The following is a 26,200-nucleotide window of genomic DNA, read 5'->3' as shown; positions in this document are numbered from 1 at the left end:
AGCCCCTGATACGACAACGAGACTTCGTCTCGGCGGGGGTAGGGGGGCCCTCGGTTCCCGCAGGACTCCCCGTTCGGGTGCGGCGAAGCCGCGCCGCACCCGAACGGGCTCTCGGAGGGGCGCAGCCCCTCCGAGCCTCCCCTACGATAAGAAGTCTCGTTGTGGTGCTAGGGAGAGGAAACGTATAACACAGAGACGCCCCAATGCGAGGTGCGAGGAGTTCGGTGTGAAGGAACAAAGCGGACCAGGACTGGCCCTGGCCTCGAGTCGCACCGGGTTGCTGATGGGACTCGGCGTGCTGGTCAAGCTGGTAGTGGATATTGTTATCATCGCCAGATTTGGGCTGACGGGGGCGACTGACGCCTTCTTCGTCGCCTATACCCTGCTGATCCTCGCCGAGTCGCTGATCTATCCGGCATGCCAGTCAGGGCTTGTACCCATCTTCATTGGCGTGCATACCAGAGGCGGGCCGGCGCAGATGTGGGCCGTCTTCAACAGTGTACTTACCCTGGGCAGCATAGGCGCGCTGCTCCTTGCAACCGGTATGGTTCTGGGCAGTCCCGTATTGACGAAGATGCTGGCGCCCGGGCTTGGCCCTGACAATGGCGCCCTTGCCGCGCGTATGGCGGCGGTGATGCTCACCGGGCTGGTGTTCGTCGTACCGATAGGTGTGATGCGGGCCTTCCTTAACGCGAATAACCTGTTTGCCGCGCCTGCGACAATCGAACTGATCCGTGGGAGCACTGTGATTGGCGTTGTCGTGATCAGCCTCTTCGCGACAGGGTCGTACCAGATCGAAGTTGTGGCCGTGGGCTTTGCCCTGGCGGCTTTCGTACAGGCATGCGTGCTTGGAGGGGTCATCGGGCTGCGCCTGGGAGGGAACTACCGGATGATGATCGATCTTGACCTGTTGCGCTCCGTCAGGGTCGAACGCATGCTGACGGTCCCCTTGCTTGACAACCTGGTCAGCCAGAGTGTGTTGATTGTCGAGCGGATAGTTGGTTCATTCCTGCCTGCTGGGAGTATCACGGCGCTGAGCTACGGCCATCGTCTGGCCTCAGTCATCGGGAACACGCTCTTTACCGGTGTCGAGGTGGTGTCACTCTCAGCGCTGGCTACCAGCCTGGCCGGAAGAAGCTCAGGGCGCCAGCGTGAAGCGCAGGCGACCCTGATGGCCGCAGTGCGACTCGTGGTTGTGCTGGGAATGCCGGTTGGTCTGGCGGTCTGGGCGTTGAAGCTTCCTCTGATTCAGTTCATCTTCGAGCGCGAAGGCGGCCCAATCAATGTTGAGGCGGCCCTGGTCCTGGGGATCTATGCGGCAACGATACCGCTGTATGGCTATTTACTGGTGGCGCGGAGTTACCTGTTTGCTTCTGGCGCCCCGCAACTGGTGCTGCTGGCCTCGGGCGCGCAACTCGCTGGCGTCGCGATCACCGCGCCGCTCCTGGCGCACCAATTCGGCGCTGCCGGCGTGGCCGTCGCCTATGCAATCGGGCAGGCCCTGGCCTGTAGCGTGGGAGCGCTGGTTCTCGGGGGGATTGCTGGACCACAGCCGGTTGCAGGGTTAGCGATCCTGATGGGAAAAGTGCTGGCGGCTTCGGGAATGATGGCAGGAACGATGGTCGTCTGCTACGGGTTGATTGCGGGCTGGTTGCCCTCCGTGGGAGTGACCTCTGGTCTGGTGCAGCTTATGGCGCTCGCCGGGGCAGGTGTGGCGGGTGGAGTATGTCTGCTCGGGATGATGTTGGCGTTGAGGGTCGAGGAACTACTGGCCCTCAACAAATCGATCGGCGGTTTGACCAGGCGGTGGCACATGACAATGCAGCGGCGTAACGGTGTCGAGCCAGAAGTGTAGCGTCCGAGGATCCTGTATGCGCACTCATTGGTGGCCGATCATCCTGCTTAGTCTAATCATGCTGACCCTGATCAGTTCCTGCAGTACCCGTTCGCAGCTATCAAATCCATCGGCTTCGGATATTCAACCCACAGCGGCGCCAGCACCGGCGGCAACAGCGGCTTCAGACATCGGGGCGACAGCGACCCCAGAATCGGCGCCGCCTACGGCGACGACAGCGGCGCACGCCGCACCAGTGGCAGAGGTGTCCGGAACGCAACTGCCAGCAACTCGCCTGGCAACCGAAGAGGCGCACGCGCTCCAATCCAGCCCGGTGTTGCCATTCTATGGCATTCAATACGTTCCGCTGGCCGAACTGCCGCAGGTGCGCGCCCTTGGCTTCGACGTGGTTCTCACCGATTTCGCTTACGACGCGGACCCGGCAACGTGGGTGACGTACCTCGACACGGCCCGGGCGTTGAAGATGCGGGTGATCCCCTGGCTCTGGCCCGAGGGCTGGACGCTGGACCGCCGAACGGGGGTCTGGACCATTGACGCCACCGCCCGGCGGTTCCTCGAAACCGTCGCCAGGCATCCAGCAACCCTGGCCGTCTATGGATTGCACGAACCCTACTGGAACGAGTGCGATACCTGCGGCTACACCACGGCCGAACAGCAGGCCCTCTACCGGGCGATTAAGGAGATAGCGCCCGTGCCGATTTACTCCGAGATCAACGGCTTTGCCTTCTGGGCCGAGGCCAGCCGCGCAAAAACTATCGCGCCGGAGGTCTGCGACTATTGTCAGACAGCGTTCTACCCCTTTCGCAGCGATGGGAGCTACCAACGCGATGAACTGATCGCGCATATCGAGCGTGAGATCGCCACGTTGCGACGCTATGCCCCTGAATCGCACCTGATCTGGACCATGCCAGCGATGGCGCACCGGGGCGATAGTCTCCGCATGCCCACGAGCGACGAAATGTGGGACTACGCGAGCCTGGTGTATGGACGTCCGGAAATCAGCGGGGCCTGGTGGTACATGTGGCGCTGGGACAATGACCTCTACCCGACGTATCTGGCGGTCCATCCAGAGCTGCACGCGACCGTGCGCAAGATCGCCGACGTCATTGTTGCGCCGCGAAGCCCCCGGACGCCAGAAGCTGAGTCGCAGATGATCTTCGCGCCAATCATTTCCAGGCGCTACGGTTCATCATCCTGACGAAGCCGGACCGATTACTCAGAAAGATGGAGAATGCGCATGCGAGCGCTCCAGATCGCCGGGAACTCGAGTTATGGCGGCGGCGACTACCTGTTAATCCGCTGGTGCCGTTACCTGCTGGACCAGGGTTGGGACGTGGATGTCCTGGCAACCGATCCGGTCGTTGTTGCTGAGTTGCAGCGTATTCCACGTCTACGGGTCATCACCTCGATCCTGATTCCGCGCGACATCGCTCCCGGCCCCCAGATTCGGGCCGCGGCGCAACTCTTCGCTCTGCTGCGCCGCGAACGGTACGCCGTCGTGCATACGTACACGGCAACCCCCGGCTTTCTTGGCCGGATCATTGCTCGCATGGCCGGCGTACCGGTGATTCTGCACCACCAGGCGGGATGGGCCGTCAATGAGTTCTCCTCACTCTCCGAGCGTCTGTTCTTTACACCGCTTGAATACATAGCAACGCTCGCTTCGACCCGCACTATCTGCGTCAGTCACGCCGACGCGATCAATGCGCGCCGCTTTCACTGCGCGCCCCAATCGAAACTTGTCACAATCTGTAATGGGATCGACCCATCGCCGTTTGCCGGGACAAAACCTGCAATGTCGGGCGGCAGCCTGCGCCGTGAACTCGGCATTCCCGAGACGCACCTGGTGATCGGCAATACCGGGCGCCTGGCTGCCCAGAAGGATAATGCCAGCCTTATTCGGGCCATGGCCTCGTTACGCTCGCTTCTGGGTCCACGGCCCTTCACGCTGCTTCTGGCAGGCGATGGTCCCGAACGGGACGCGCTTGAGCAACTCCGCGATGCGCTCGACCTGCGCGACCAGGTCCGCTTCCTGGGCTTTCGACGTGACATCCCCGCCATCCTGGAGGCCCTGGACATCTTTGTCAGCCCCTCCCTCTGGGAAGGTCTGTCCATTTCGATCCTTGAAGCTATGGCCGCCGCCCGTCCGATTGTGACCACCAGCATCCTCGCCAATGCCGAACTGATCGAGCACGAGGTCACCGGGTTACTGGCGCCTCCACGCGCGCCTGAGGTGCTCGCGACTATGATCGCGCGCTTCGCCAATGAACCGGAACTGGCGCTTCAGTGCGCCACCCAGGCCCGAAGCCGGGTAATGGAACGATACAGTCTTGACCGAATGCTCGCCGAGACCCTTGACCTGCAAGTCAGGCTGCTTCCGCCAAACTTGCGACGGCAGGTTTCAGGATCATTCGCGAAGGGGAACCTATGAATGACGAGAATCTGGCCGAGTGGTTGCGCCGGCGCGGACACCGGATCATTGAGGGGGCCGGGAGTCTGTGGTACGACGCGGGAGCGCGGGTCTTCCAACCCGTCCCGTTCCATCGCGTCTTTGCGCCGCCTGAAGCCGAGTTGCGCCGCCTGATGCGCACGGCGGGCGCCCTGGGTCTGCGCTACTCGGCCCCGCCTGGCTTCCATACCGGTCTGCTGAGCTATCACGTCATCTTTGACGAGGGGCCATACACTATCGAGCGGATAGGCCCACGGACACGCAACAAAATCCGGCGCGGATTGCGTGAAAGTAAGGTTGTTCCGATCAGTCTTGATCAGCTTGCCGAGCAGGGATGGCGTTTGCAGGAGGACACTCTTGTCCGGCAGGGGCGTGCGGCAAGTATGGATCGGGCGGGCTGGGAAAGGCTTTGCCAGGCCGCCCGGGGCCTGCCCGGCTTCGAAGCCTGGGGCGCTTTCGTCGGGGAAGACCTGGCGGCGACGCTCCTGCTGACGCGCGTGGATGACACCTTTCTGATCCTGACGGCGCAGAGCCATCGCGATTACCTGGATCAGTATGTGAATAACGCGCTCTGCTTCACCGTGAGCGTGGAACTGTGGGGGCGTCCGGGGGTGCGGGCCATCTTCTACAGCACACACTCACTCGATGCGCCGCCGAGCGTGGACGAGTTTAAGTTCCTGATGGGCTATCGGGCCAGGCCGGTGCGCCAGCGGGTCTGTTTTCATCCCCTGGCTGCGCCGCTCTTCAACCCGCTGAGCCACGCTGCGGTTCGGTGGATGCTGCGTGCCGGGATGGACCGTCCGGCATTGCGCAAGGCCGAAGGTCTGCTCCGCTTTTACCTGGAGGGCCGGCAACCAACCCAGCGTCAGCAACCGCCGGCGATGCTATCGCGAGAGGTGTTCGATGGGCAAGCGCCTGTTTGATGTGCTGTGCGCCGGTCTTGGACTGGCCCTGACGTGGCCCCTGATCCTGGCGGGGGCGATTGCGGTCCGCCTGAGCTCACCCGGTCCGATCTTCTACCGGGCGCGTCGCGCGGGGCGCAATGGCGTTCCCTTCACGATGTACAAGCTGCGCACCATGCGCACGGGCCTCGACCATCCGAACCGGCGGGTCACGGAAGCGAATGACGATCGGATTACACCCGTCGGCAAATGGCTGCGCCGGTTCCGAATTGATGAATTGCCGCAACTCTGGAACGTGCTGCGAGGCGATATGTCTATCATCGGGCCGCGTCCCGAAGACTACGAGATTGTCCAGCGCCACTATACCTCCGAGCAGCGACGCACGCTCAGCGTGCGACCCGGTCTCGCCGCCCCGTCGGATGTTCGCTGGTATCCCGACTTTACGTACCACGACCCGCCGCCGCCCGGGGTGCCATTGCAAGAGTATTACATCGCGCGGCACCTGCCCGCCCGGCTGGCGTGGGATCTGCGCTACATCGAGCGCCAGTCGCTTCTCCTTGATCTGCAGATCATCGCCCAGGTTCTCTTTTGCATCCTGGTGTACTCCTGGGCGCCGCCGCCCCGGCGACCCGTCACCGCAGACCTGCTGACAAGTGAATGAGGCCGTGATCAGGAGGAACAGCGTGTTCGTCACCATTCATCAACCGGAACACCTTCCCTGGCTTGGCTTCTTTGACAAACTGCGACAGGCCGAACTGTTCGTACTTCTCGACACCTGTCAGTTTGCCAAAGATGATTTCCAGAACCGGAACCGGATCAAGACTGCGAACGGTCCAACCTGGCTCACTGTACCGGTCTACAAAACCGGCCGGTCGGATCAGACGATTAACGAGGTGGAAATCTGCAACGATCGGAACTGGCGCCAGCGCTGCTGGTCGTTGATGCGCCAGAGCTACGGACGTGCGCCGTATTTCAACGATCACGCCTCGTTCTTCGCTGACCTGTACCGGCGTGACTGGCGCTCGCTGGTTGAATTGAATATCGCCATTATTACCTACCTGGCCGAACAGTTTGGGCTCGGTGGGCGATTTGTCCGCGCCTCCAAACTAGGAATCGATGAACGCGGACCAACTACCGTCAATCTTGCGATCTGCCGGGCAGTAGGCGCATCGGCCTACCTTTCGGGTCGGGCCGGTCGAACCTACCTCGATGAGGAACGCTTTGCCGAGCACGGCATCAGGGTGGTCTATCAGGATTTTCAGCACCCTGTTTACCCCCAACTATGGGGGGACTTCATACCGGCAATGTCCGCAGTCGATCTCTTGTTTAACTGTGGACCAACCAGTCGCGCCATTCTCGATGGCGCCAGTCTGCCAGCCGGGCAGCCCGTAGAAGCGCCTGTGTACGGTCCACTGGCATAAGTTAGTTGAGGGGGGAATGCATGTCGAAGCGTGTGCTTGTCATCGCCGCTCACCCGGACGATGAGACCTACGGGGTGGGTGGGACAATTGCTCGCCATGTTCGCCGAGGTGATCGCGTGACGGTGCTGATCATGACCGATGGAGTAACCGCACGCCATACCGTCACTAGTCTGCAAGAAACGGCGGCGCTCAACGCCTGCGCCGTCCTGGGGGTGGAGGATGTGCGATTCGCGCGCCTACCTGATCAGCGTCTCGATGCACTCCCGCTACTCGAATTGATCCGTCCCATAACCGCGGCCATCACCGATACCGGGGCCCAGATCGTCTACACGCACCATCGGGGGGATGCCAACCAGGATCACCGGACGATCTTCGCGGCGACGATGGTGGCCATCCGTCCCTTTGGCGCCTGCCCCGTTGAGCAGGCCTACAGCTACGAAGTGGCGTCCTCCACAGAGTGGGGCGCGCCATTCGCCGAGACGGCGTTTCAGCCGACCTGTTTCGTTGATATCAGTTCAACGCTTGAAACCAAACTGCGAGCGGTTGCGGTCTATACCGAAACGCACGAGAGCGAAGTCAAACCCTTTCCTCACCCCCGCTCGCCTGAGGCAACGCGGATTTACGCGCAGCAGCGCGGGGTAAGCGTGGGTATGCTCGCAGCAGAAGCCTTCGTAACGATCCGTCAACTGATGAAGGAGGACTAAGATGAGCGTTTCGGTACGCAAAGCGCGGCCGGTTCGTGAGCGTTTCCTGCCATTCGCGCTCCCCCAGATCGGTGATGACGAGATCGCGGAGGTGGTCGACTCGCTGCGTTCAGGTTGGATCACCACCGGTCCTAAGGTGAAACGCTTTGAAGCCGATCTCGCGGCGTATGTCGGCAGTGCTCACGCCATCGCGGTGAGTTCATGCACCGCCGGGTTGCACATCGCTCTCACCGCGCTCGGCATTGGGCCAGGCGACGAAGTGATCGTGCCGACTCTCACCTTCTGCGCGACGGCCAATGTCGTGGTGCATCTCGGCGCGCGTCCGGTTCTGGTCGATGTTGGCGCCGACGGGAACGTGACTCCCGAAGCGATCAGGGCAGCTATCACACCGCGCACCAGAGCGATCGTTCCAGTACATTTCGCCGGCCAGGCGTGTGATCTGCGGGCCATCTACGAGGTGGCAATCCAGCACGGGCTGGCTGTGGTCGAAGACGCCGCCCACGCCATCGGCAGCACCTATCACGGCCAGCGGATTGGCGCCGACACCCTGGCGCCAGGCGAACTCAGGCGGGTCACGGTCTTCTCGTTCTATGCGACCAAGAATATGACCACCGGCGAAGGAGGGATGATCACCACCGCCGACATAGACCTCGCCGAGCGCATGCGGCTGCTGAGCCTGCACGGCATGAGCCGGGACGCCTGGAAGCGCTACAGTAGCGCCGGATCGTGGTACTACGAGGTCGTCGCCGCCGGCTACAAAGACAATATGACCGACCTCCAGGCCGCCCTTGGGATCCATCAACTCCGCCGGCTCGACGCGTTCATTGCAACCCGCCAGCACTATGCCGCCATCTATGACGCGGCGCTCAGCAGTGTGCCCGGCATCCGCACTCTGGCCCGCCACCAGGATCGGAACCACGTCTATCACCTGTACGTGATCCAGGTTGATCCAACCGTGACCGGCATCGAACGCGGCGCCTTCATAGATGCGTTGCGCGCGCGCCAGATTGGCACCAGCGTTCATTTCATCCCGGTGCATATGCATCCCTTTTACGCCCACCACTACCACTATCAACGCGGCGATTTGCCCATGGCCGAGGCCATCTACGACCAGAGCGTATCGTTGCCGCTCTATCCCCTCATGTCCGAGAATGATCTCGAGGACGTTATCGCGGCCATTATTGACGTCGTTCAGGGATGAGCCGAAACCGAGGTTGCCCGTGATCCTGACGAAGCCAGCCTATGCGGAACGTGAGCGGAGTCGTAATGATCACCCCTACAGCTTACGAAAACGAGGGAGTCCTCGCGATAACGGCATGATCGTGGCGCCACCCGTGACCAGTGCCATCGTGAGGACTCGCCACAATGATAACACGCTTTCGGACGGATCATGATCCGTTGCCCGGCCAGCGTGGCGGGTAAGCAATACACGCTGGTGATAGCTAGTGCAAAGGAGCCTTACCATGGACGGTTTGCTGCTCGACCTGCGCCGCTGGCGTCCTGACGTCACGGTGCGGGTTATTGCTGATACGCTGATGGTCAGCGTCGCCTTTACGCTGGCCCTGATCCTGGAGTTCGAGTGGTTCGTGTTTCTGAGTCCGGGTCCCGAGGGGCGCTTGCTAACGGATACGTTCATTCAGGCGTGGACACTAGGATTGCCGGTTTTGATTCTGATCAGCCTGACAACGTTTGATCTGTCAGGTTTTTATACGCGAACCCGTGCCTATGCGAGCCGCTACAAAGCTCTGATCATCGTCCAGGCCGTAAGCATCAGTTATCTGATCTTCGGCTTTATATCGTACCTGATCCCCCAGGTCCTGCCCATACCGCGTGTGGCGCTGATCAGCGCCTGGCTCATGACCACGGCGATGCTTGTCGGCGCGCGGCTCTGGTCATACATCTGGGAACTGGTCCTCCCTTCGCGCGCGTCCAGTTCTGTCACCACAACCAGCGCGCAATCCGTAAGGGGCGAATCGGCCCAACGGATCCTGGTGATCGGTGGAGCGGGCTATATTGGGTCAGCCCTGCTGCCCATGCTCATCGAGCGCGGATATCGCGTTCGTTTGCTCGACCTGTTGCTCTTCGGCACCGAACCGATCAAAGACGTACTCAACCATCCGAACCTGGAAATCATCCGGGCGGATTTTCGCAATGTAGACGAGGCGGTACGCGCGATGCGCGACGTCGATGCAGTGATCCACCTGGGCGCCATCGTCGGTGATCCCGCCTGTACGGTGCACGAGGAACTCACCATCGAAGTCAATCTGATGGCCACCCGGATGCTGGCCGAGGTCGCCAAAGGCTCAGGGGTTGAACGATTCATCTTCGCCAGCACCTGCTCGGTGTATGGCGCCAGCGATGAGGTGCTTCACGAGCGATCGGCCCTTAACCCGGTTTCCCTGTACGCCCGCAGCAAGATCGCCTCGGAGCGGGTGCTGCTCCAACTGGCCAGCGAGCGTTTCGCACCGGTCATCTTACGTTTTGGCACTGTCTACGGCTTTTCGGGTCGCACGCGTTTCGATCTGGTCGTAAACCTGTTGACTGCCAAGGCGCTGATCGAGGGCAAGATCACCGTTTTTGGCGGGGATCAATGGCGGCCTTTCGTCCACGTCGCTGATGCCGCCCTCGCCGTCGTACATTCCCTGGAGGCCCCGCTGGCCGTGGTTCGCAGCGAAATCTTTAACGTCGGCTCAAATGAGCAGAACTACACCATCCGCCAGATCGGTGAACTCATCCATAGAATGGTGCCATCTGCCGAACTGGTCGAACTGGGCAACGATGGCGATCGACGGAACTACCGCGTCAACTTCGACAAAATCCGGCGGATGCTGGGTTATGCTCCCCGCTGGACCGTTGAAGACGGTGTACGCCAGGTACTCGACGCCTTCGCGCGCGGTGAGATCGAAGACTACCGTGATGCCCGCTACTGCAATGCGAAGTCGATAACCCACATTGTGCGCCTCCGCTCCATCGAACCAAATAACGGCTGGGTCAACCGATTGATCGATCCTGGCGCTCAACCGGCCAATCCAGGGGCTTCCGTCGCGTTGGGTAAAGACGTCCAGACCACGGTAGCCAGCGCAGTAGCTCCATAGCGATCGTCTTGCGCCTGCCGATTGCAGGAGCACGAGGTATGCCGGAGCCGTCCGTGCAGGCTGTACGGACGGCTCCGGTGTGGGCATCCCCGGATTACAAGGTGTTTTCTCGGGAGAGCCCGGCACTCCCAAACTTTCCTTTCCGGCAGGGGCGTGGGGAAACCTGCTTTCCCCACCTTCCTCCAGCCGGCAGTCAATCGTATCGTTTCTTGCGAAAGCTCACCGGGGCGCCATGCGCAGCGCGCCGTCCAGGCGGATCACCTCGCCGTTGAGCATGGGGTTCTCGATGATGTGCTCGACCAGGGCGGCGTACTCCTCGGGGCGGCCCAGGCGCGGGGGAAAGGGCGCCTGCTGGCCCAGGGAGACGCGGGCGGCTTCGGGCAGGCCGGCCATCATCGCGGTGTCGAAGAGACCCGGAGCAATGGTCATCACCCGGACGCCAATGCGCGCCAGTTCGCGGGCCGCGGGCAGGGTAAGCGCCGCGACACCGCCTTTGGAGGCGGCGTAGGCGGCCTGGCCGATCTGCCCGTCGAAGGCGGCGATGGACGCGGTGTTGACGATCACGCCGCGTTCCCCCTCGTGGTTCGGCTGGTTGCGCGCCATCGCCTCGGCGGCGTGCATCAGCATGGTGAAGGTGCCGACCAGATTGATCTCCACCGTGCGCCGGAAACGGTGCATGTCGTGGCGACCCTCTTTGCCCAGGATGCGCTCGGCCAGGGCGATACCGGCGCAGTTGACCAGAATGTGCAGGCCATCGCCGTGCTCCACCGCGGCCGCCACCGCCGCCGCGCAGGCGGCCTCGTCGGTCACGTCGGTGTGCACGAAGCGCCCGTCGGCCATATCGGCGATCACCTGGTGGCCCAGGTCGGGGTTGAGGTCGGCAACCGTCACGCGGGCGCCGAGGGCCGCCAGCCGCCGCGCCGTGGCCGCGCCTAACCCCGAAGCTCCGCCGGTAACCAGCGCGCTCGTTCTGCGAATGTCCATTGTCGGGCTCCTCTTGTGTGATCAGGCGGTTTTGGGGATATTGTACACCGTCTGGAGCATCAGACGGCGCTGCGCCCAACTCTCACCGGGATGCGATATACGGCAATCGAAAATCCAAAATCCACAATCCGAAATGGTATTAGCGGGCCACGGCCCACTCGAAATGCATCCCATCGGCGGCGCCTTTGCCGTCGAAGTTCCAGTGGCCGCCCCAGTAGAAGCCGTGGGCATTGGCCAGCGGCACCAGTTCGCGCACCGATCCCGGTTGCCCCACCAGGGCCGGAACGCGCAGCATGCCGTTCCAGGCGGCGTTGATGTCGAAGGCGGTGCCGTAGGCGTGGTTGCTCAGGATGGTGGGCCGGAGGCGAATGGTGCGCGGCACCCAGGCGCCGTCGAAGGTTTTCAGCAGGTGCAGCAAACCGGCAGCCTCCCAGGCGGCGAAGAGCCGGCGCAGTTGTTCGGCGGCGATGCGGTGGAAGAGGAGCCGCCCGCCATTGCCGCCGGGCACGCGGGCAAGCTGGGGAATGAAGACCTCGACGAGGTGCTGGCGCTCCCAGCCGTTGGTGATGCGAATGAAATCACCGCTGGCGCGGACCCACTCGATCCGGCCGAGGACGCGCTCGCGGGCGCCGCCGTGATCGGTGAGGATCGAAAAATCGGGGCGCGGCGGCCAGGAGGGGTCGCCAGCCCGAGGCGGGCCGGCCTGGGTGGGCGGCTGCGGCGGGGGCAGAGGGTTGGGCGGCGTGGCGGGCAGGGGCGGTGGCGCAGCCGGCTTCGGCTTCCAGGCCTGCACCTGGGGCGGTCTGGGCAACTCGCTCATGCGCCGGATCACCCCGTCGGGGCCGGCGTAGAGCGTATCATAGGCCCAGACCTGCACCTGGTAGCGAACACCGGCGTGGCTGGTTTCATAAATGCCGGTAAGCGGCGCGCCGAGCTTCCACTCGAGCGCGCGCTGATGGAAGGGCGAAGCCGGGTCGTAGGGCGCGCCGGCCACCTTGTAGGTCTCGCGCCAGATAGGCTCGTAGGCGGGATCGCGCGGATCGGTGGCGCTCAGGTAGCGGCAGCCGGCCGGCTCGCTGACCGGGGTATAAAGAGTTTCCCCGGCGAAGACCTGCACCGCATACGCCCCGTCGGCGGCACGATAATTGCCGCTGAGGGGCGGGCCAAACCCGGCGTGCCGGGCCACCTGATGAAAGCGCCAGTCGGGCCGCAGGGTCTCGACGCCGACCACAGGGCCACGGGTCCTGCTCGCCTGGAGCGTCACGCGATAGGTCGCCTCAAGCAGCCGGCGCGCCAGGCCGTGCGCAGGGATTTCGATGCGCTGGTGGTCAAACAGGGCGCTCAGGTGCTGCACGGCGGCGTAGTCGGTCCCCTCGTTGAAGATCGTGTCGCGGGCAAAGGGCTGAAAATTGAAGCGCCGGCCATCCACGACCAGCGGGACCGGCTCGTTGGGACCCACCGGCGCGCCAAGGTCGTAGCGAGCCGCGTGCAAGGCAAAGGCCTGGCTCAGCTTGAGCGCGCCGCCGCGCGGGCGGTAGGTTTCGCCGAGGAGAAAGACGAAGAGTTCCTGCTCCGGGCTGAGTCCGCCGCCGAGGGTCAACCGCTCCTCCACCATGGCCGGGGCCGGCGGCAGGTAGGGAACGACGCGGCGGTTGCCAGCCGGCGTGGGGGCGAGGGTGACCAGCGCGTCCTGGCCTAAATTGTGGCGCGCCAGCAGCGTGTGCAACAGGATGTGCAGCGACTCGATCTGCGACTCATTGGGACCGTCGGGATGCGGTTCGAGACAGACGCTCAAGGCGATGCGGTCGAGCCGGCACCGACGCCCGGCGTGGATGGCCACCCCCAGGGCCGACCCGGCGCGCGTGTCGGCGACGAACTGGAACACGCGCCCGGAACGGTCGAGGGCGTAATTGGGCAGCACGGTCCGCGCGGTACAGGTGGAGGCAAAGGCCCGCCAATCGGCAACAACGGCGATCAGTTCAATGCCGCGTCCGGCGCGCGATACTCCGCGCTGCTCAGGATGGCCAATGGTCTCGATCACGTTGATGGCGAAAGTCATTCCTGGCTCCCTGGCTGGTCTGAGATGATTGAAGGAGTCGCGCTATGGCGCCTCCCAGGACTACCAGGTATCGTAGCATGCCGAACGAACCAGGCGACCCGCGGGAGAGGTTTGCGTTTCGTTGACTCTGGCGGCTACACCGTCAAAATCCGTGAAACACCCGGAGTTTACAGCTCGCTCGGCAGAGGTTGGATTAGCTTCTGAGAAACTTCGAGGTTCGCACGCCTGTATAATGACGAAGGCATAAGACCCCCTTCAACCACAATGAACACACCTATCTCAGGTCGCGCATTGAGTTACGAGGAGGCCCTGGAGCGGCTGCGGGCCATCGCCGCGAGTGAGGCGGCGCTACCGCTCAACGCGGTGGGTCACAGCTTCGCGTTGAACCACGGCGCGACGGCTGAACGCTGCTATGTGCTTATTCACGGCTACACCAACTGCCCGCAGCAGTTCCGCGCCTTCGGCGAATTGCTGCACGGGCGAGGCCACAATGTCTATGTTCCGCGCCTGCCCTACCACGGCCTGGCCGACCGGCTCAACAACGAACATGGGCGCATGGATCGGGCCGCCCTGCTGCGCTACCTGGACGACGCGCTGGCGGTGGCGCGGGGGCTTGGCCGGCGCGTAGGGATTATTGGCATTTCGGCGGGCGCGGTGCTGGCCGCCTATGCCGCGCAGTTCCGCGCGGAGGTGGAGTACGCCATGCCCATCGCGCCGGTGCTGGGCACGCCGTCCATTCCCCGCTGGGCTACCCTGCCCCTGGCCAACGCGGCCCGCGTACTCCCCAACCGCTATCGCTGGTGGGACCCGGTGCACAAAGACTCGCGTCGCAGCCCGCCGCACTGTTACCCGCGCTATGCCACCCGCGTCCTGGGAACGATTACCCGCATGGGGTTCGAAGTATTGCGAGCGGCGCGCCGCCGGCCCCCCTGCGCGCGGTCAATCGTGATGGTGCTGAACGAGGCTGACGAGGCGGTAGACAACCTGCCGAACGAACTGCTGGCCGCCTGCTGGCACGCGCACGGCGCCAGCGTGCACCTGCACATGTTCCCCCGCGAGCGCCAGGTGATCCACGACTGCATTGACCCGGCGCAGGAGTTGCAGCAGGTAGATTATGTCTATCCGATCCTGCTGGACCTGGCGGAGTGGGAGTAATATCATCTTGGATTGCGGATTTTGGATTTTGGATTGCCGTAGATGGGGTCCCGATGGGACCAGGAGATGATGCCGCGCCCTTCCACGCCGTCTATCGCTACGGTCGTTATGTGCAAATAGTACGTGGGAGGGCGCAGCCCTCCCACATCCTCCCCCGAACGGAACAGCGGAGAACTCCGGGTCGCAATCACTACTCGGTGGCGGCAGCAAGGGTCGCCGCCGGGACGGCAGGCGCGGCGGCGGACCGAGCGAAGCCGGGCACATCAACGCGGATGATCAGCCAGGCGCAGATTGCTAACCCGATGGCTTCGAGTAGAAACACCGTGGCATAGGCCAGCGTCAGCGAGCCGGTGGCCCACAGGGCCAGGTCGCGCACGAAGCCGCCCATAAATATCCCCACGCCGCGAAAGACGAGCTGAGCCACCGTCCACAGACCCAGGTAGGCCCCGGCGCAGCGATCAGAGGTCATGGCCATCAGCAGCGACACCGCGCCGACCGTGTAGATGCCGAAGCCCAGCCCGAAGAGCAGCAGCACGGGGATCAACAGGGCGCGCGCCTCGGTCAATGCCACTACCCCCAGCAACGCCAGCGGCAGGGCGGTGAACAACAACCCGAAGACGGTTGTGGGCGTCTGCTCGTGGGCCATGCGGTTGCGAGTAACGATGATTGTGCCGATCAGGCTCACCAGCACTCCGACGCCCCAGTAGGCATTAAAGCGCGTGGTCTCGCCGGCGGGCAACCCGAAGACATCACCGCCGAAGGGTTCGAGCACGGCATCCTGAGCGAAGGCGCTCATAGCGCCGAGGGCCAGGAACAGAAAGAAGCCCCGCGCGCGCCGGTCAGCCCACATTGCGCGCAGGAGACGGGGCAACGGCAGGCGCTCTTCGCGGTCATCGGCCACAATACGTTGCCCGGGCCGTTCAACCCGAAAGAGGGCGAACAGAAAGAAGCCGAAGGCAATCGCCATGCCAATCAGGGTAATGCGCCAGAAGGTGGCCGGGTCGTAGACCGGCATCAACGCGCCGTAGACCACCCCGGCGACAGGAAAGCTCACCACCAGAAAGGTCTGGACGATGCTCAGCGCCTGGCCGCGTTTAGCCGGCGGGGCGCTGTCGCGCACCAGCGCCAGGTAGGTGCTGCCGGAGATCAGGGTGCCGACACCGTAAACCAGGAAGGCCAGGGTCGCCAGCGTCCAGCCGATGAACGAGCGGGGATCGGCCGCCAGGAGCACCGTGACAATTGGCAGCAGGGGCAGAGACAGCACCATCGGCAGGCGCCCGGCCCAGATGTAGGGCAGGCGATGCAGCCCGAAGATCGGGCGGGTGTCGGAGCGATAGCCGGCCCAGATGCTGAGAGGGGCAAGGAGGTAGCGCAGGGCCGAAAGCAGGGCCACTGGCGAGGCCCAGAGTCCCAGGTCGGTGATCAGCACCCGGTTCAATACGCCCGAGGTCAACAGGTCCACGAACGACGAGCCGATGTGAAAAGTTCCCAGGCGCATCGTTCGCCAGACGCTGAAACGTTCAGCAGGTTTGGTTTCCATGGCGGTTCATCCGGGCAATTCCAGGGCGATTCTACAGGGTAAAAGGATCACCCTGCAGTCAGGACGACTGTTCGTATGCAGCGGCAACGGCCAGATGCACCTCATTGGCGACGCGGCTGATGCGGCGCAGGAGGCGCGCGCTGGCCTCGGGACGCAGGTGAGCCTCCTCGGGCAGGCCCATCGCCGACTCCACCAGCGAATCACGGAAGAACAATGCGGCTTCGAGGGCAGCGGTAAGGGGCATACCCGCCTGCCGGGCGCGGGCGGCGTACTCGCCGCCAATGCGTCGCGCCTCGGCAAGGAGATCATCATCATCGCGGGGGCTGTTAATGTAGTGCAGCACCAGCCCCATCAGTCGCTGGCCGATGCGGCGCCAGGCCGCGCGTTCCTCCTCGCTGATGCTGGCCAGCCAGGCCGGACGAGAGGCCGGCGCGGCAAGGTCGCTGCGCGTCTGGGCCAGGGCCCGCGCGGCCCAGGCGCTGCCGAGGGCATGGGCGCTGATGGGCCGGCGCGCCGCCAGGGCCTCAATGTCCTTGCGCGCAAAGCGCCGGTGGCCTCCGGGTGTAACATACACCGGCACCGCGCCGTCGTCGGCCCAGCGCCGCAGCGTCGTACTGTGAACGCCGAGGAGCTTGCTGGCGGCGGAGAGGGAGAGATAGTGCGTATCGTCGCCCATACAAACCTTACCAAATCTAGGTGATTATTGGCAAATTATAGATTGCATGGCAACGAGCTGTCAATCACAGAATGACAGGCAATACCCGGCCCGGCAGGGCGAATCCCTACCCATCGTCTTGCAACCGGGAGCATGGGGAAACAGGGTTTCCCCGTGCTCCTCAAACCGGTCCAGGAGAGCGGGCGCCTTCCACCCCTGGTGCAGCGCCGAGGTTTAAAACCTACTGCAACTGGCAGCTATTGAGATCCACCTTATCGCGGGTGATCAGCCCGCCGGGCGGCGGGCTGACATGGCCCTCGACCCACTGCTCCAGGGCCTCGAAGGCGGCGCGGGCACAGGGCAGGAGCGGCTCGAGATCATCGGGGAAGATCGGCAGACCGGCGATCTCGAAGCCGCGCAGGAAGCCGTCCACGTGGTTGCCGTTCTCCACCAGGTAGTAGCGATGCAGACGTTCGCGCCGCCGGGGAGGAATCAACGCCACATAGGGATCAGCGTTGGTCGCAGGAGGCAACAGTGCATCGAGCGTGCCATGCACCGTAATCATAGGCCGCCGGATCCGCCCCGTCAGGGAGACGCGCCCGACGGCGTCCTTGACCTCGTCGGGCCGGCTAGCGTAGTCATACTCCGCATCGAGGCCAGTGTAATCGGGGTCGAACTCCAGCCGGTAGATGCGCTGCGTCAGCCCCCAGTAGACCTGATTGTGCACCGGCCAGAGGAACTCAGAGCCGGGCGCGAAGCCGGCGGCGAGCATCGCCTGGCGCGCAGCTTCTACCTGCTCAGGGGTGCTGGCGGGGTTGGCGTAGATCGGGAACTGGGCCAGGGCCGTCGGCAGGTAAGTGAAGAGGTTCGGGCCATCGCGAGTGAAGAGCGTGCCCTCCCAGTCCACGCCGCCGTCGTAGAGCCGCGGGTCGCGTTCGAGGGCGTAGCGCACCTGGTAGCCGCCGTTGGAGATGCCGAAGAGGTAGGTGCGTTCAGGATAGCGACCGTAGTGACAGTGGATGACCTCGCGGACCGCGCGGGTGAGTTCGCCCACACGGTGGTGCCACTCGGCGATCGCATCGCCGGGACGCTCGCCATCGAGGTAGAAACTCGCGCCGACGTTGCCCTTGTCGGTTGAGGCGTAGGCATAGCCTTTCGCCAGCACATAATCGCTGATGATGACGTCGCTGGAGTACTGGCGCCGGTTGCCGGGCGAGGGAGCGATGACCAGTTTGCCGTTCCAGTTCCTGGGCAGGCGGATTACGAACTGAGCATCGTGGTTCCAGCCATTGAAGGAGTTGGGCGCGTAGGGCGCCGACGGGGGCGTGTCAGGGAAGTAGCCGTCAATCTGGATGCCCGGACCCGCTCTGGGATTGAGCGTGCCGGTGGCGTTGAGGCCGAACCAGTCGGTCGCCACGGTCAGGCCGAGAGGCAGCAGGGCGCTGACGCTGAGATCCTCCACACAGGTGATCTTCTGCATCTCGGCGCCGGGGACGGGCAGTTCCGCGCTGGTCGGGCAGGCATCGGCGCGGGCGGGCCGGGCGCCGGCCAGCACCGACGTGACGAGCAGCACCAGGACCAGCAGCAGCGGGAGCGTCCGGCGATACGACATCATTGTCATTGAATTTTTCTCCTGGCCATTACTACAGCGAGACGTTTCCTGTTGGACCCTTGCGGCTTCGCCGCACAGTAGCGGCGCAGAGCTTTCCTGAGAAGGCTACACGCTTCCATACCTTCCCGCAGGCAGGGGTATGGGGAAACCAGGTTTCCCCGCACCCCTCCAACCAGCCTGAGGACAACGGGCGCCCTTCCATACCCGCTCGTGGGCGGGGGCGCGGTCACGCGCCCTGCAAATGGGCATGAAAGGCAGCGTTGAACTCCTCCGGCTTCTCCAGGTAGGGCGTGTGGCCACAGTCGGCCAGTTGCACCTCGCGGAAGCGGCCCCCGGCAGCCGCGTAGCGCTCCAGAAAGCGGCGGATCTGCCCGACCATCGGCTGCGGGGGATAGACCTCCTCGCCGGGCCAGTTGGGCAGCACGCCGAGTTTGCCCAGGGTGCCGACGTCGAACAGGCTCGCGTCGGAGACAATCTGGTCGTCGGCGCCGTGGACCCAGAGGATGGGCGGCTTGGCGGCCGCGGCCAGGATGCGCCCGGGCATCGCGCCGAGGTACTTCGGTGAAAGGGCGTTATTCGGCCCCAGCACGCCGGGAGCGACGCCCGGCCAGTTCTCGCTGGGCGTCAGGTCCCCGGGATGGTGGTCGGGGCGCACTTTGATGCTGAGCAGGCCGGAGAGCAACTCTTCTTCACGGGCAGGGCGGAAGGGCGGCTTCCAGTAATAGGTGTTCATCACCACCCTGGGCGCTGACTGGGGATTCTCCTCGCTGCGATCCTGGGCGGCCTCGCGCTGGGCGAACTCCTGGCTCACCAGGCCCGCGCCGGAACCGGCGAAGTCAGGCCAGATCGGCGTGCCGTCTAGATCTCTGGTGCCGCCGAAGCCGTAGGGCGAGCCGGGAGCGGCCAGGGTGACGGTGATCAGGCGCTCGGGGGCGATGGCCAGCAAGGCCCACGCCACCACGCCGCCAAGCGAATGGCCGACAAGGTGGAAGCGCTCGACACCCAGGGCATCGGCGAGGGCCAGCACGTCATCGGCGAAATCATCGCAACCGCGCGTGGCGTCCACCGGTTTGAATTCGGTATCGCCGTAGCCGCGCAGGTCGGGGGCGATGCCTCTGAAGCCCGCGGGCAGGGCCAGCATGGTCTCTTCCCAGAATGTCGCCGAGGAGTTGTTTCCATGGATGAAGATCACGGGAACGCCGTCTTCGGGGCCGCTGAAGCGCACATGCTGGCGCAGACGCGGCGTATCAACCATCCGCGAGGTAATGCCGGGCAGCAAGGGGATCGTACTCATGCGCGTTCCTCCTGTGGTGAGGTGACATAGGTGCGAACCAGGGCCTGCTTGTCAATCTTGCCCGCGGCAGTCTTGGGCAGCGCTTCGGCCCAGATGACCCGGCGCGGGAGCTTGTACCGGGCAAGACGTTCCCCGGCGAAGGCCAGCAGACCATCGCTATCGAGCGGGTGGCCGGGACGGGGCGCCACCACGGCCCAGCCCACCTCGCCCCACCTGGGGTCGGGGGCGGGGATGAGCGCCACCTCGGCCACCGCGGGGTGGGCGGCCAGCACACTCTCCACCTCGGCGGGATAGATGTTCTCGCCGCCGGAGATGATCACATCTTTCAAGCGGCCAACGATGGTGTAATACCCCTCCTCATCGCGCACGGCCAGATCGCCGGTGCGCAGCCAGCCATCGGGGGTGAAGGCTCTGGCCGTCTCGGCGGGGCGACCCCAGTAGCCCGCGCAGACGTGCGGCCCGCGGATGAGCAATTCGCCCACCGTGCCCGGCCCCACCTCGTGGCCCTCGGCATCCACCAGTTTGAGATCAATGAACATCAGCGGATGGCCCACCGCGCCCGGCTTGCGGCGCACATCTTCGGGCGGCAGCCAGAAGGTGTTGGGGCCGGCCTCCGTCAACCCGTAGCCGGTCTTGAAATCCACGCCTCGCCGCCAGAACTCTTCAAAGACGGGCATAGGGCAGGGCGCGCCGCCGCTGATCACCAGCTTGAGCCGCGAGAAGTCCGCCTCCGGCCAGCGAGGGTGCTGTTGCAGGGCGATGAACATGGTCGGCACGCCGAAGAAGAGAGTCACCAGGCCCGAGTTGACCAGGTCGAACACCTGGTCAACCTGGAAGCTCTTGCAGACGACCGAGGCGCCGCCGACGAGCACCAGCGGCGCGGTGAAAACATTCAGCCCGCCGGTGTGAAACATGGGCGCATTGAGAATGGCGACATCGCGGGCATCGAGCCCCCAGCTCGCCACAGTGTTCACGGCGTTCCAGGCGACGTTCCCGTGGGTGAGCACGGCGCCCTTGGGCGTGCCGGTGGTGCCTCCGGTGTAGCAGATTACCCAGGGGTCATCCCAACTCAGCGCCAGGGGAGGCACAGGCTCATCGCAGGCATCGCGTTCATCGAAGGCAAGATCGCTCGCCGCAGCGCGGGCGCTCGCATCGAAGGCGATCCAGGCGCGCACCGAGGGCGCCTGCGCGCGCAGGTCGGCGATCAGCGGGGCGAATTCGGGGCCATATACGAAGACGCTGGGCGTGCCATCGGCGACCAGGGCGGCCAGTTCGGCGGAGGTGAGCCGCCAGTTGAGCGGCTGCATGATCGCGCCGATCTTGCCACAGGCGAACCACAGATCGAGAAAGGCCACCGAGTTGTAGGCCAGTACGGCCACCCGGTCGCCCCGCGTCACGCCAAGGCGCCGCAGGAAAGCCGCAGCGCGGGTGGCCTGCGCGTTCCACGCGGCGTAGCTGATCGGTCGCATGCCGCATTCGGCATCGTAGAGAGCGATCTTGTCAGGGGTCAGCCGGGCGCGCCGGCCAAGCCAGTCACCGAGATACATTTCCATAGGCGCGTTCCTGTGTCAGGCCGTTGTTCAGCTTTGGCCATCCAACCGGATGTTCCTTGTATTTCCGCCCCCCTCCCAGCCTCCCCCCGTTGGGGGGAGGAGCCGGACGCCCTCACCCGGCGGGGGAGGGTTGGGGAAGGTGAAAGCGCTGTTCTGCCAGACCTTCCGGTCCGGCAATACTCAGCCCCTGCGGGGTTCGCCCCAGGCCACGCAGGCGGCGGCCCAGGCATAGCCGATGCCCGCGGCGGCCATTACCATCAAATCACCGTCACGCAGACGGCCAAGCTCCAGACCCCGGCGGATCAAGAACATCTGATCCTGCTGGCCGACGTGGCCCAGGTCGCTCAGGTAGCAACTCTGGTCCTCGCGCAACCCCAGGGCCTCCAGGACGGCCCGGTGAGCGGAGCGTTTCATATGCAGCAGGTTGAGATAGCCGATGTCGGCGCGGGTCCTGCCGCTTCGAGCCAGCGCCTCGTCAATGACTGCCAGGAAGTTGGGCATCGAAACCGCATCCAGGCGTCGCTTCATACCCTCGGGATCGGGGACGTCAATGCAGTTGCGGCGCGCCGCGAGCGCCTGGGGGGTCAGCGGCTCGACGGTGCCGCCGGCAGGCACGATCACATCGAGAGAGAAGGACCCATCGGTGATGATGCTGATGCCGAGCAGATGGTTGCGCGGATGGCCCCGGCGCAGGATCAGCGCGCCGCCGCCGCAGCTCAGCCCGACCAGGAAGCGCGAGCGGGGATTGGCATAATCCACCAGATCGCCGTTGCGGTAGCCGCCGGCGATCAACACGGTCTCCACGCCAGGGTCGGCGAGCATCAGCCCGCGGGCGAGTTGCAACGCGGCAATGGTGGTGCCGCAGCGCAATTGGACGTCCATGGCCCAGGCGCGGCGGGCGCCGAGATCGTAGGCCAGCTTGATCCCCGCCGTCCAGAGGGGATATTCCTTCCACTCCTCGGTAGTGCAGAGCACAACGTCAATGTCTTCGGGGCGTGTTCCGGAGCGCTCCAGGGCATCGCGGGCGGCGCGGAGGGCCATGGCATTGGTGTGATCATCAGGGCCGGGCACGGGCTTGCGCTCAATCCCGAATTTGGCAATCAGCACCTCCTCGGGAATGCCGCTGCGGCGGGCGATCTCCGCCGCGGTGATGTAGGAGGCCGGCACATAGGTGCCCACCTCGACAATGCCAATGGGTGCGCTGTTCATACACCCGGCGTCCAGGGATGGCATTCAGCGATAACTTTGCTCCGGCGAGAGCGGCTCGTGTGATCGCCGCCATTATAACGGTTCGCGCGAATTGGCGCACAACGCGGGCTCGCAAATCCCGACGCCCGCCGGTTCACATCCGTTGGCGCAACTGGTTGAGCCAGCTCCGCTCTTCCGCTGAAAGAGGCGGCGGTGGAGGGTCCTGTTGATAATCAATGGAGAGATCATAGGCCGCTTCATCGTAGACCTCGCGCAGCGCCAGACCCAGGTCCAGCACCACGTCGTCATCAGGGGGCAGGAGCGGAACGGGGACCACAGGCAAGGGATCCGGCAGGCGCAGGGGCCACACGTCGGTACTGCCCGTGTGCGCGCGTGTAAGGGCGATGAGGTAGGGCGCCTCTGGCAGCATAGCATGAGCGATGGGATGTATGCCGCGCCGTAGCAGATCGAGTTCGAGCAGATGCACGCCGGCCTGATAGAGACGCTGGCGCTTGCGGCGATAGGCGCTCAGACCGGGCTCACGCTTGTTGACCGGGGAAATGATTTCGATGGACGTCACCAGTTGATTGTGAGCCGTATCGCGGATCTCCACATTCGGGATCTGCACCTCGACCGGCAGGAGCATCGGGATGGTCACGGCAGCCGGGGTAGTCGTCCGGGCCTCGTGGTGCGGCGGCTCGGTCGCGGTGGCGATGGTCTCCGCCGGACGCCGCGCGCGCTTGACCTCGACATCGGGGTACATCACCCCCAGATCGCTTTCAGGCGCGGTATCCTCGACCACGTAGGCGCTCAGACGCGCCGTATAGCGCGGGCGCAGGAGCGGGGTCAACACCTGCCGGATCTTGGCAGCCAGGGCGTTATGCACATCGGGCCAGAGATAGCCTTCAAGGTAGGGGGCCATGCCTGGAAATGGGGAGGGCATAGGCGTGTTCCTTCATAGCATAAGCGCCTCAGACGGGCGTCAGCAAGGGCTGCGCAGGCGTGTGGTATACTGCGCGTGGAGACCAGGCGACGCGGGCCAGGCCGCCCGGAGGAGCCATGTCGAGCCTCGCCGTCGTTATTCTAAACTACAATCGCGCCGATCTGCTGGCGGATTGCCTCAAATCGATCTATGCCGCGCCGACGCGCTGCACGCTGACAGTCTGGGTGGTGGATAACGCCTCGACCGATGGCAGCGCAGCGATGGTGCGGGAGCGTTTTCCGCAGGTCGAATTGATCGTCAGCCCGGTGAACGGCGGGTTTGCCTACGGGAACAACCTGGCCCTGCGGGCCATTCTCGCCGGGCCACGGGTCAACTACGTGCTCTTGCTGAACAACGACACCATCGTGCCGCCCGGGGCGCTCGATGGGCTGGTGGAGTACCTGGAGCGCCACCCGGATGTGGGCGTGGTTGGCCCCAAGCTGCTCCTGCCCGACGGATCGCTCGATCTGGCCTGCCGGCGCAGCTTTCCCGACCCTGAGGTCGCGTTCTATCGCATGGCAGGTCTGGCGCGACTGTTTCCGCGCCACCCCCGCTTCGCCCGTTACAACCTGACCTACCTCGACCCCGACGTGGAGACGGACGTGGACGCCGTGGTCGGGGCCTGTATGCTGCTGCGCGAGGGGGTGATCCGCGAGGTGGGCTTGCTCGACGAGCAGTTCTTTATGTACGGCGAGGATCTGGACTGGGCCTACCGCATCAAGCAGTACGGCTGGCGGATCGTCTACTATCCGCAGGTGGTGGTTTACCATTACAAACGCGCCGCGAGCAGTCGCCGGCCTATCCCTTCGATACGCGCCTTTTACGACGCGATGCGCATCTTTCATCGCAAGCACTATCGTGCCATCACGCCGGCCCCGCTCAACGCGCTGATCGAGACCGGCATTACTGTGAAGGAGTTGCTGGCACTTGGCCGTAATCTCCTCCTCCCCCCGGCGGCGCGCCGGGTCGGTTAAGGCGCGCCCGGCCCTGCGGCCCCGCACCTGGCGCGCGTTACTGCGCCTCGGGCTGATCCTCTGCGACCTGGCGGCGCTCAATGGCGCAATCGTGAGCGTGTTCCTCTATTTTCGCCCCACGATCGAGGCCGCTGGCGATCGCCTGCCCTCCAACCCCGTGGACGTGGCGCGCTTCGCCTTGCTCTTTAACCTGACCGCGCTGGTCATCTTTGCCGCCAACGGCCTCTACGAGATGCGCCGCGGCGCCTCGCGGGTTGACGAGGCCTTCAAAGTGGTTACGGCAGTGTCGCTGGTGGCCGTGGCGGGAATTGTGATTAACACCTTGCTCCCGCAACTGGGCGGCCAGGATCTGCCGATCACCCGCGACGTGCTGGTGTGGAGCTGGGCGATCGCCATCGGCGCTACGGTGCTGCTCCGCGGCCTGCACCGCAGCGTGGTGTACTGGCTGCGCCGCCACGGGATCGACACCCGTCGCGTAGTGCTGGTGGGCGCCCGCGAGCCGGGGCAACTCGTCTGGCGCACCATTCGCCGCCGCCCGGCCCTGGGCTATCGCGTCCAGGGCTTTGTGAGCGACACGGCCCCCGTCGGCAGCGAAGTTGAGGGCTTGCCTGTTCTCGGACGCACCAGCCAGCTCGGGCGGGTAGTGCGGGCCACCCAGGCCGACGAGGTGATCATCGCCCTCTCGGGGCGCTCCACCCAGGACCTGATGGAGATCATCAGTCTGGCCGAGGACGAGGCGGTCGAGATCAAGGTCTATCCCGACACCTTCCAACTAATCACCAACAATGATATTTCGATTGGCGACCTGAGCGACCTGCCGCTGGTGTCGGTCAAGAACGCCGCTCTCGATAACCCCTGGAACCGGGCGCTCAAACGCGTCCTTGACATTGTCGTAGCCACTACCGTGCTGCTGCTTGGCGCTCCGGTGCTGCTGCTGATCGCCCTGGCCATCCGCCTGGATTCGCCGGGACCGGTGTTCTTTCTGCAGGAGCGAGTGGGCATGGACCAGCGGCCCTTCTGGATGATCAAGTTTCGCACCATGCGCGTGGACGCCGAGCAACTCGGCGCCTGGACCACCCCCAATGATCCCCGTGTTACGCGGGTGGGGCGCTTCTTGCGCCGCACCAGTCTCGATGAATTGCCCCAGTTGATCAACGTGCTGCTGGGCGAGATGAGCATTGTCGGCCCTCGCCCCGAACAACCGCGCTGGGTTGAACAGTTCAGCCAGCAGATCCCCCGCTACATGCGCCGCCACAAAGAGAAAGCCGGACTTACCGGCTGGGCCCAGGTCAACGGCCTGCGCGGCGACACCAGCATCGAGGAACGCACGCGCTACGATCTGTACTATATTGAAAACTGGTCCCTGCTGTTCGACATCAAGATCATTCTGCGCACCATTGTCAATTTTCTCACCGGAAAGCAAGAAAACGCATATTGACGCTTGCGAACCTGGGGTGTATAATGCACCCTCGGCTGAGCCAATCAGTCACAGTACTCGCGCCCCCCGTTACGTTTTGGTGACGGGTTTCGCGTTCCGGGAAGGCACCCGGCACAGCGCAACACGCAACACCGAACACGAAACGGACGTCGTCATCACGGCGGTCAGTGTTGACTCCCCCTTCTTTTCGATGGCGCCGGGCGGGCTTTTGTGAGGTTCTATGGACGTCTGCCAACAACTGCGCGCACCTGCGCTGCGCATCGTCAACTGCATGGCCATTCGGCTTGCGGCCGGGCAGGCGTCTGAGACGCCTGGCTCAGGATAGCGACGTCTCACGTCC

At 64.2% G+C, this 26,200-nt stretch carries 21 protein-coding genes; 12 read left to right on the top strand and 9 right to left on the bottom strand.

Features of this window, described 5'->3' with window-relative positions; all coding sequences use genetic code 11:
* The first annotated feature begins 226 nt into the window (after positions 1 to 226).
* From NZU74_16455 to NZU74_16415, 9 genes are all read left to right on the top strand, one after another.
* Positions 227 to 1,855, top strand: coding sequence for a hypothetical protein (locus tag NZU74_16455; GenBank protein ID MCS6882927.1), 1,629 nt, complete (start codon positions 227 to 229; stop codon positions 1,853 to 1,855).
* 244 nt (positions 1,856 to 2,099) lie between these two features.
* A complete protein-coding gene (locus tag NZU74_16450) occupies positions 2,100 to 3,053 on the top strand; it encodes a hypothetical protein (GenBank protein ID MCS6882926.1) in 954 nt (317 codons plus the stop codon).
* A gap of 39 nt (positions 3,054 to 3,092) precedes the next feature.
* Entirely contained in the window at positions 3,093 to 4,286 is a 1,194-nt protein-coding gene (locus NZU74_16445; protein MCS6882925.1) for a glycosyltransferase family 4 protein, read from the top strand.
* A complete protein-coding gene (locus NZU74_16440) occupies positions 4,283 to 5,227 on the top strand; it encodes a hypothetical protein (protein MCS6882924.1) in 945 nt (314 codons plus the stop codon). Before NZU74_16445 ends, NZU74_16440 begins: the two co-directional genes overlap by 4 nt.
* Entirely contained in the window at positions 5,208 to 5,867 is a 660-nt protein-coding gene (locus NZU74_16435) for a sugar transferase (protein MCS6882923.1), read from the top strand. Before NZU74_16440 ends, NZU74_16435 begins: the two co-directional genes overlap by 20 nt.
* Before the next feature lie 22 nt (positions 5,868 to 5,889).
* The gene (locus NZU74_16430; GenBank protein ID MCS6882922.1) at positions 5,890 to 6,627 is read left to right on the top strand and encodes a WbqC family protein; all 738 of its coding nucleotides are present in this window, start codon (positions 5,890 to 5,892) and stop codon (positions 6,625 to 6,627) included.
* Positions 6,628 to 6,647: 20 nt separating this feature from the next.
* Positions 6,648 to 7,331, top strand: a complete 684-nt coding sequence (locus NZU74_16425) for a PIG-L family deacetylase (protein MCS6882921.1) — start codon at positions 6,648 to 6,650, stop codon at positions 7,329 to 7,331.
* Between the two features lies 1 nt (position 7,332).
* Complete coding sequence (locus NZU74_16420) at positions 7,333 to 8,532, top strand: DegT/DnrJ/EryC1/StrS family aminotransferase (protein ID MCS6882920.1); 1,200 nt, start codon at positions 7,333 to 7,335, stop codon at positions 8,530 to 8,532.
* A gap of 262 nt (positions 8,533 to 8,794) precedes the next feature.
* The gene (locus NZU74_16415) at positions 8,795 to 10,426 is read left to right on the top strand and encodes an NAD(P)-dependent oxidoreductase (protein MCS6882919.1); all 1,632 of its coding nucleotides are present in this window, start codon (positions 8,795 to 8,797) and stop codon (positions 10,424 to 10,426) included.
* A gap of 219 nt (positions 10,427 to 10,645) precedes the next feature.
* On the opposite strand, the gene NZU74_16410 is transcribed toward NZU74_16415, so the two are convergent.
* Positions 10,646 to 11,410 (bottom strand): SDR family NAD(P)-dependent oxidoreductase, encoded by a 765-nt coding sequence (locus tag NZU74_16410; protein MCS6882918.1) that lies wholly within the window; start codon positions 11,408 to 11,410, stop codon positions 10,646 to 10,648.
* 139 nt (positions 11,411 to 11,549) lie between these two features.
* Positions 11,550 to 13,469, bottom strand: a complete 1,920-nt coding sequence (locus tag NZU74_16405; protein MCS6882917.1) for a M15 family metallopeptidase — start codon at positions 13,467 to 13,469, stop codon at positions 11,550 to 11,552.
* 264 nt (positions 13,470 to 13,733) lie between these two features.
* Here NZU74_16405 and NZU74_16400 point away from each other — a divergent pair, with 264 nt between their 5' ends.
* A complete protein-coding gene (locus tag NZU74_16400; GenBank protein MCS6882916.1) occupies positions 13,734 to 14,624 on the top strand; it encodes an alpha/beta fold hydrolase in 891 nt (296 codons plus the stop codon).
* A 190-nt stretch (positions 14,625 to 14,814) separates the two neighbouring features.
* Here NZU74_16400 and NZU74_16395 read toward each other — a convergent pair whose 3' ends face one another.
* The 7 genes from NZU74_16395 to NZU74_16365 form a co-directional block, all read right to left on the bottom strand.
* Positions 14,815 to 16,164 (bottom strand): BCD family MFS transporter, encoded by a 1,350-nt coding sequence (locus tag NZU74_16395; GenBank protein MCS6882915.1) that lies wholly within the window; start codon positions 16,162 to 16,164, stop codon positions 14,815 to 14,817.
* A 58-nt stretch (positions 16,165 to 16,222) separates the two neighbouring features.
* Entirely contained in the window at positions 16,223 to 16,840 is a 618-nt protein-coding gene (locus tag NZU74_16390; protein ID MCS6882914.1) for a helix-turn-helix domain-containing protein, read from the bottom strand.
* Positions 16,841 to 17,060: 220 nt separating this feature from the next.
* Positions 17,061 to 18,440, bottom strand: coding sequence for a tannase/feruloyl esterase family alpha/beta hydrolase (locus tag NZU74_16385; protein MCS6882913.1), 1,380 nt, complete (start codon positions 18,438 to 18,440; stop codon positions 17,061 to 17,063).
* Between the two features lie 217 nt (positions 18,441 to 18,657).
* Positions 18,658 to 19,725, bottom strand: coding sequence for an alpha/beta hydrolase (locus tag NZU74_16380; protein MCS6882912.1), 1,068 nt, complete (start codon positions 19,723 to 19,725; stop codon positions 18,658 to 18,660).
* The gene (locus NZU74_16375) at positions 19,722 to 21,278 is read right to left on the bottom strand and encodes a long-chain fatty acid--CoA ligase (GenBank protein MCS6882911.1); all 1,557 of its coding nucleotides are present in this window, start codon (positions 21,276 to 21,278) and stop codon (positions 19,722 to 19,724) included. Before NZU74_16375 ends, NZU74_16380 begins: the two co-directional genes overlap by 4 nt.
* Before the next feature lie 180 nt (positions 21,279 to 21,458).
* Complete coding sequence (locus tag NZU74_16370) at positions 21,459 to 22,487, bottom strand: 3-oxoacyl-ACP synthase (GenBank protein ID MCS6882910.1); 1,029 nt, start codon at positions 22,485 to 22,487, stop codon at positions 21,459 to 21,461.
* A 133-nt stretch (positions 22,488 to 22,620) separates the two neighbouring features.
* Positions 22,621 to 23,409 carry a DUF4058 family protein gene (locus NZU74_16365; GenBank protein MCS6882909.1) on the bottom strand — a complete coding sequence of 263 codons (789 nt, stop codon included), beginning with the start codon at positions 23,407 to 23,409 and terminating at the stop codon, positions 22,621 to 22,623.
* 116 nt (positions 23,410 to 23,525) lie between these two features.
* Between NZU74_16365 and NZU74_16360 the strand changes: the two genes are divergently transcribed.
* Together NZU74_16360 and NZU74_16355 are read left to right on the top strand one after the other, a co-directional pair.
* Complete coding sequence (locus NZU74_16360; protein MCS6882908.1) at positions 23,526 to 24,422, top strand: glycosyltransferase family 2 protein; 897 nt, start codon at positions 23,526 to 23,528, stop codon at positions 24,420 to 24,422.
* Positions 24,376 to 25,860: an undecaprenyl-phosphate glucose phosphotransferase gene (locus tag NZU74_16355; protein MCS6882907.1), complete on the top strand. Its 1,485-nt coding sequence runs from the start codon at positions 24,376 to 24,378 to the stop codon at positions 25,858 to 25,860. The genes NZU74_16360 and NZU74_16355 overlap by 47 nt, the downstream gene beginning before the upstream one ends.
* Positions 25,861 to 26,200: the final 340 nt, after the last annotated feature.

Source organism: Chloroflexaceae bacterium (genome assembly GCA_025057155.1).
In the GTDB taxonomy this organism is placed as follows: domain Bacteria; phylum Chloroflexota; class Chloroflexia; order Chloroflexales; family Chloroflexaceae; genus JACAEO01.
The sequence above is the reverse complement of the archived record's forward strand: the minus strand, read 5'-3'. Positions and strand labels throughout refer to the sequence as shown.

Coding starts and splice junctions, on each gene's coding strand:
- NZU74_16445 (MCS6882925.1), top strand. CDS start 3,093: ATGCGAGCGCTCCAGATCGCCGGGAACTCGAGTTATGGCGGCGGCGAC.
- NZU74_16440 (MCS6882924.1), top strand. CDS start 4,283: ATGAATGACGAGAATCTGGCCGAGTGGTTGCGCCGGCGCGGACACCGG.
- NZU74_16435 (MCS6882923.1), top strand. CDS start 5,208: ATGGGCAAGCGCCTGTTTGATGTGCTGTGCGCCGGTCTTGGACTGGCC.
- NZU74_16425 (MCS6882921.1), top strand. CDS start 6,648: ATGTCGAAGCGTGTGCTTGTCATCGCCGCTCACCCGGACGATGAGACC.
- NZU74_16420 (MCS6882920.1), top strand. CDS start 7,333: ATGAGCGTTTCGGTACGCAAAGCGCGGCCGGTTCGTGAGCGTTTCCTG.
- NZU74_16415 (MCS6882919.1), top strand. CDS start 8,795: ATGGACGGTTTGCTGCTCGACCTGCGCCGCTGGCGTCCTGACGTCACG.
- NZU74_16410 (MCS6882918.1), bottom strand. CDS start 11,410: ATGGACATTCGCAGAACGAGCGCGCTGGTTACCGGCGGAGCTTCGGGG.
- NZU74_16405 (MCS6882917.1), bottom strand. CDS start 13,469: ATGACTTTCGCCATCAACGTGATCGAGACCATTGGCCATCCTGAGCAG.
- NZU74_16400 (MCS6882916.1), top strand. CDS start 13,734: ATGAACACACCTATCTCAGGTCGCGCATTGAGTTACGAGGAGGCCCTG.
- NZU74_16395 (MCS6882915.1), bottom strand. CDS start 16,164: ATGGAAACCAAACCTGCTGAACGTTTCAGCGTCTGGCGAACGATGCGC.
- NZU74_16390 (MCS6882914.1), bottom strand. CDS start 16,840: ATGGGCGACGATACGCACTATCTCTCCCTCTCCGCCGCCAGCAAGCTC.
- NZU74_16385 (MCS6882913.1), bottom strand. CDS start 18,440: ATGACAATGATGTCGTATCGCCGGACGCTCCCGCTGCTGCTGGTCCTG.
- NZU74_16380 (MCS6882912.1), bottom strand. CDS start 19,725: ATGAGTACGATCCCCTTGCTGCCCGGCATTACCTCGCGGATGGTTGAT.
- NZU74_16375 (MCS6882911.1), bottom strand. CDS start 21,278: ATGGAAATGTATCTCGGTGACTGGCTTGGCCGGCGCGCCCGGCTGACC.
- NZU74_16370 (MCS6882910.1), bottom strand. CDS start 22,487: ATGAACAGCGCACCCATTGGCATTGTCGAGGTGGGCACCTATGTGCCG.
- NZU74_16365 (MCS6882909.1), bottom strand. CDS start 23,409: ATGCCCTCCCCATTTCCAGGCATGGCCCCCTACCTTGAAGGCTATCTC.
- NZU74_16360 (MCS6882908.1), top strand. CDS start 23,526: ATGTCGAGCCTCGCCGTCGTTATTCTAAACTACAATCGCGCCGATCTG.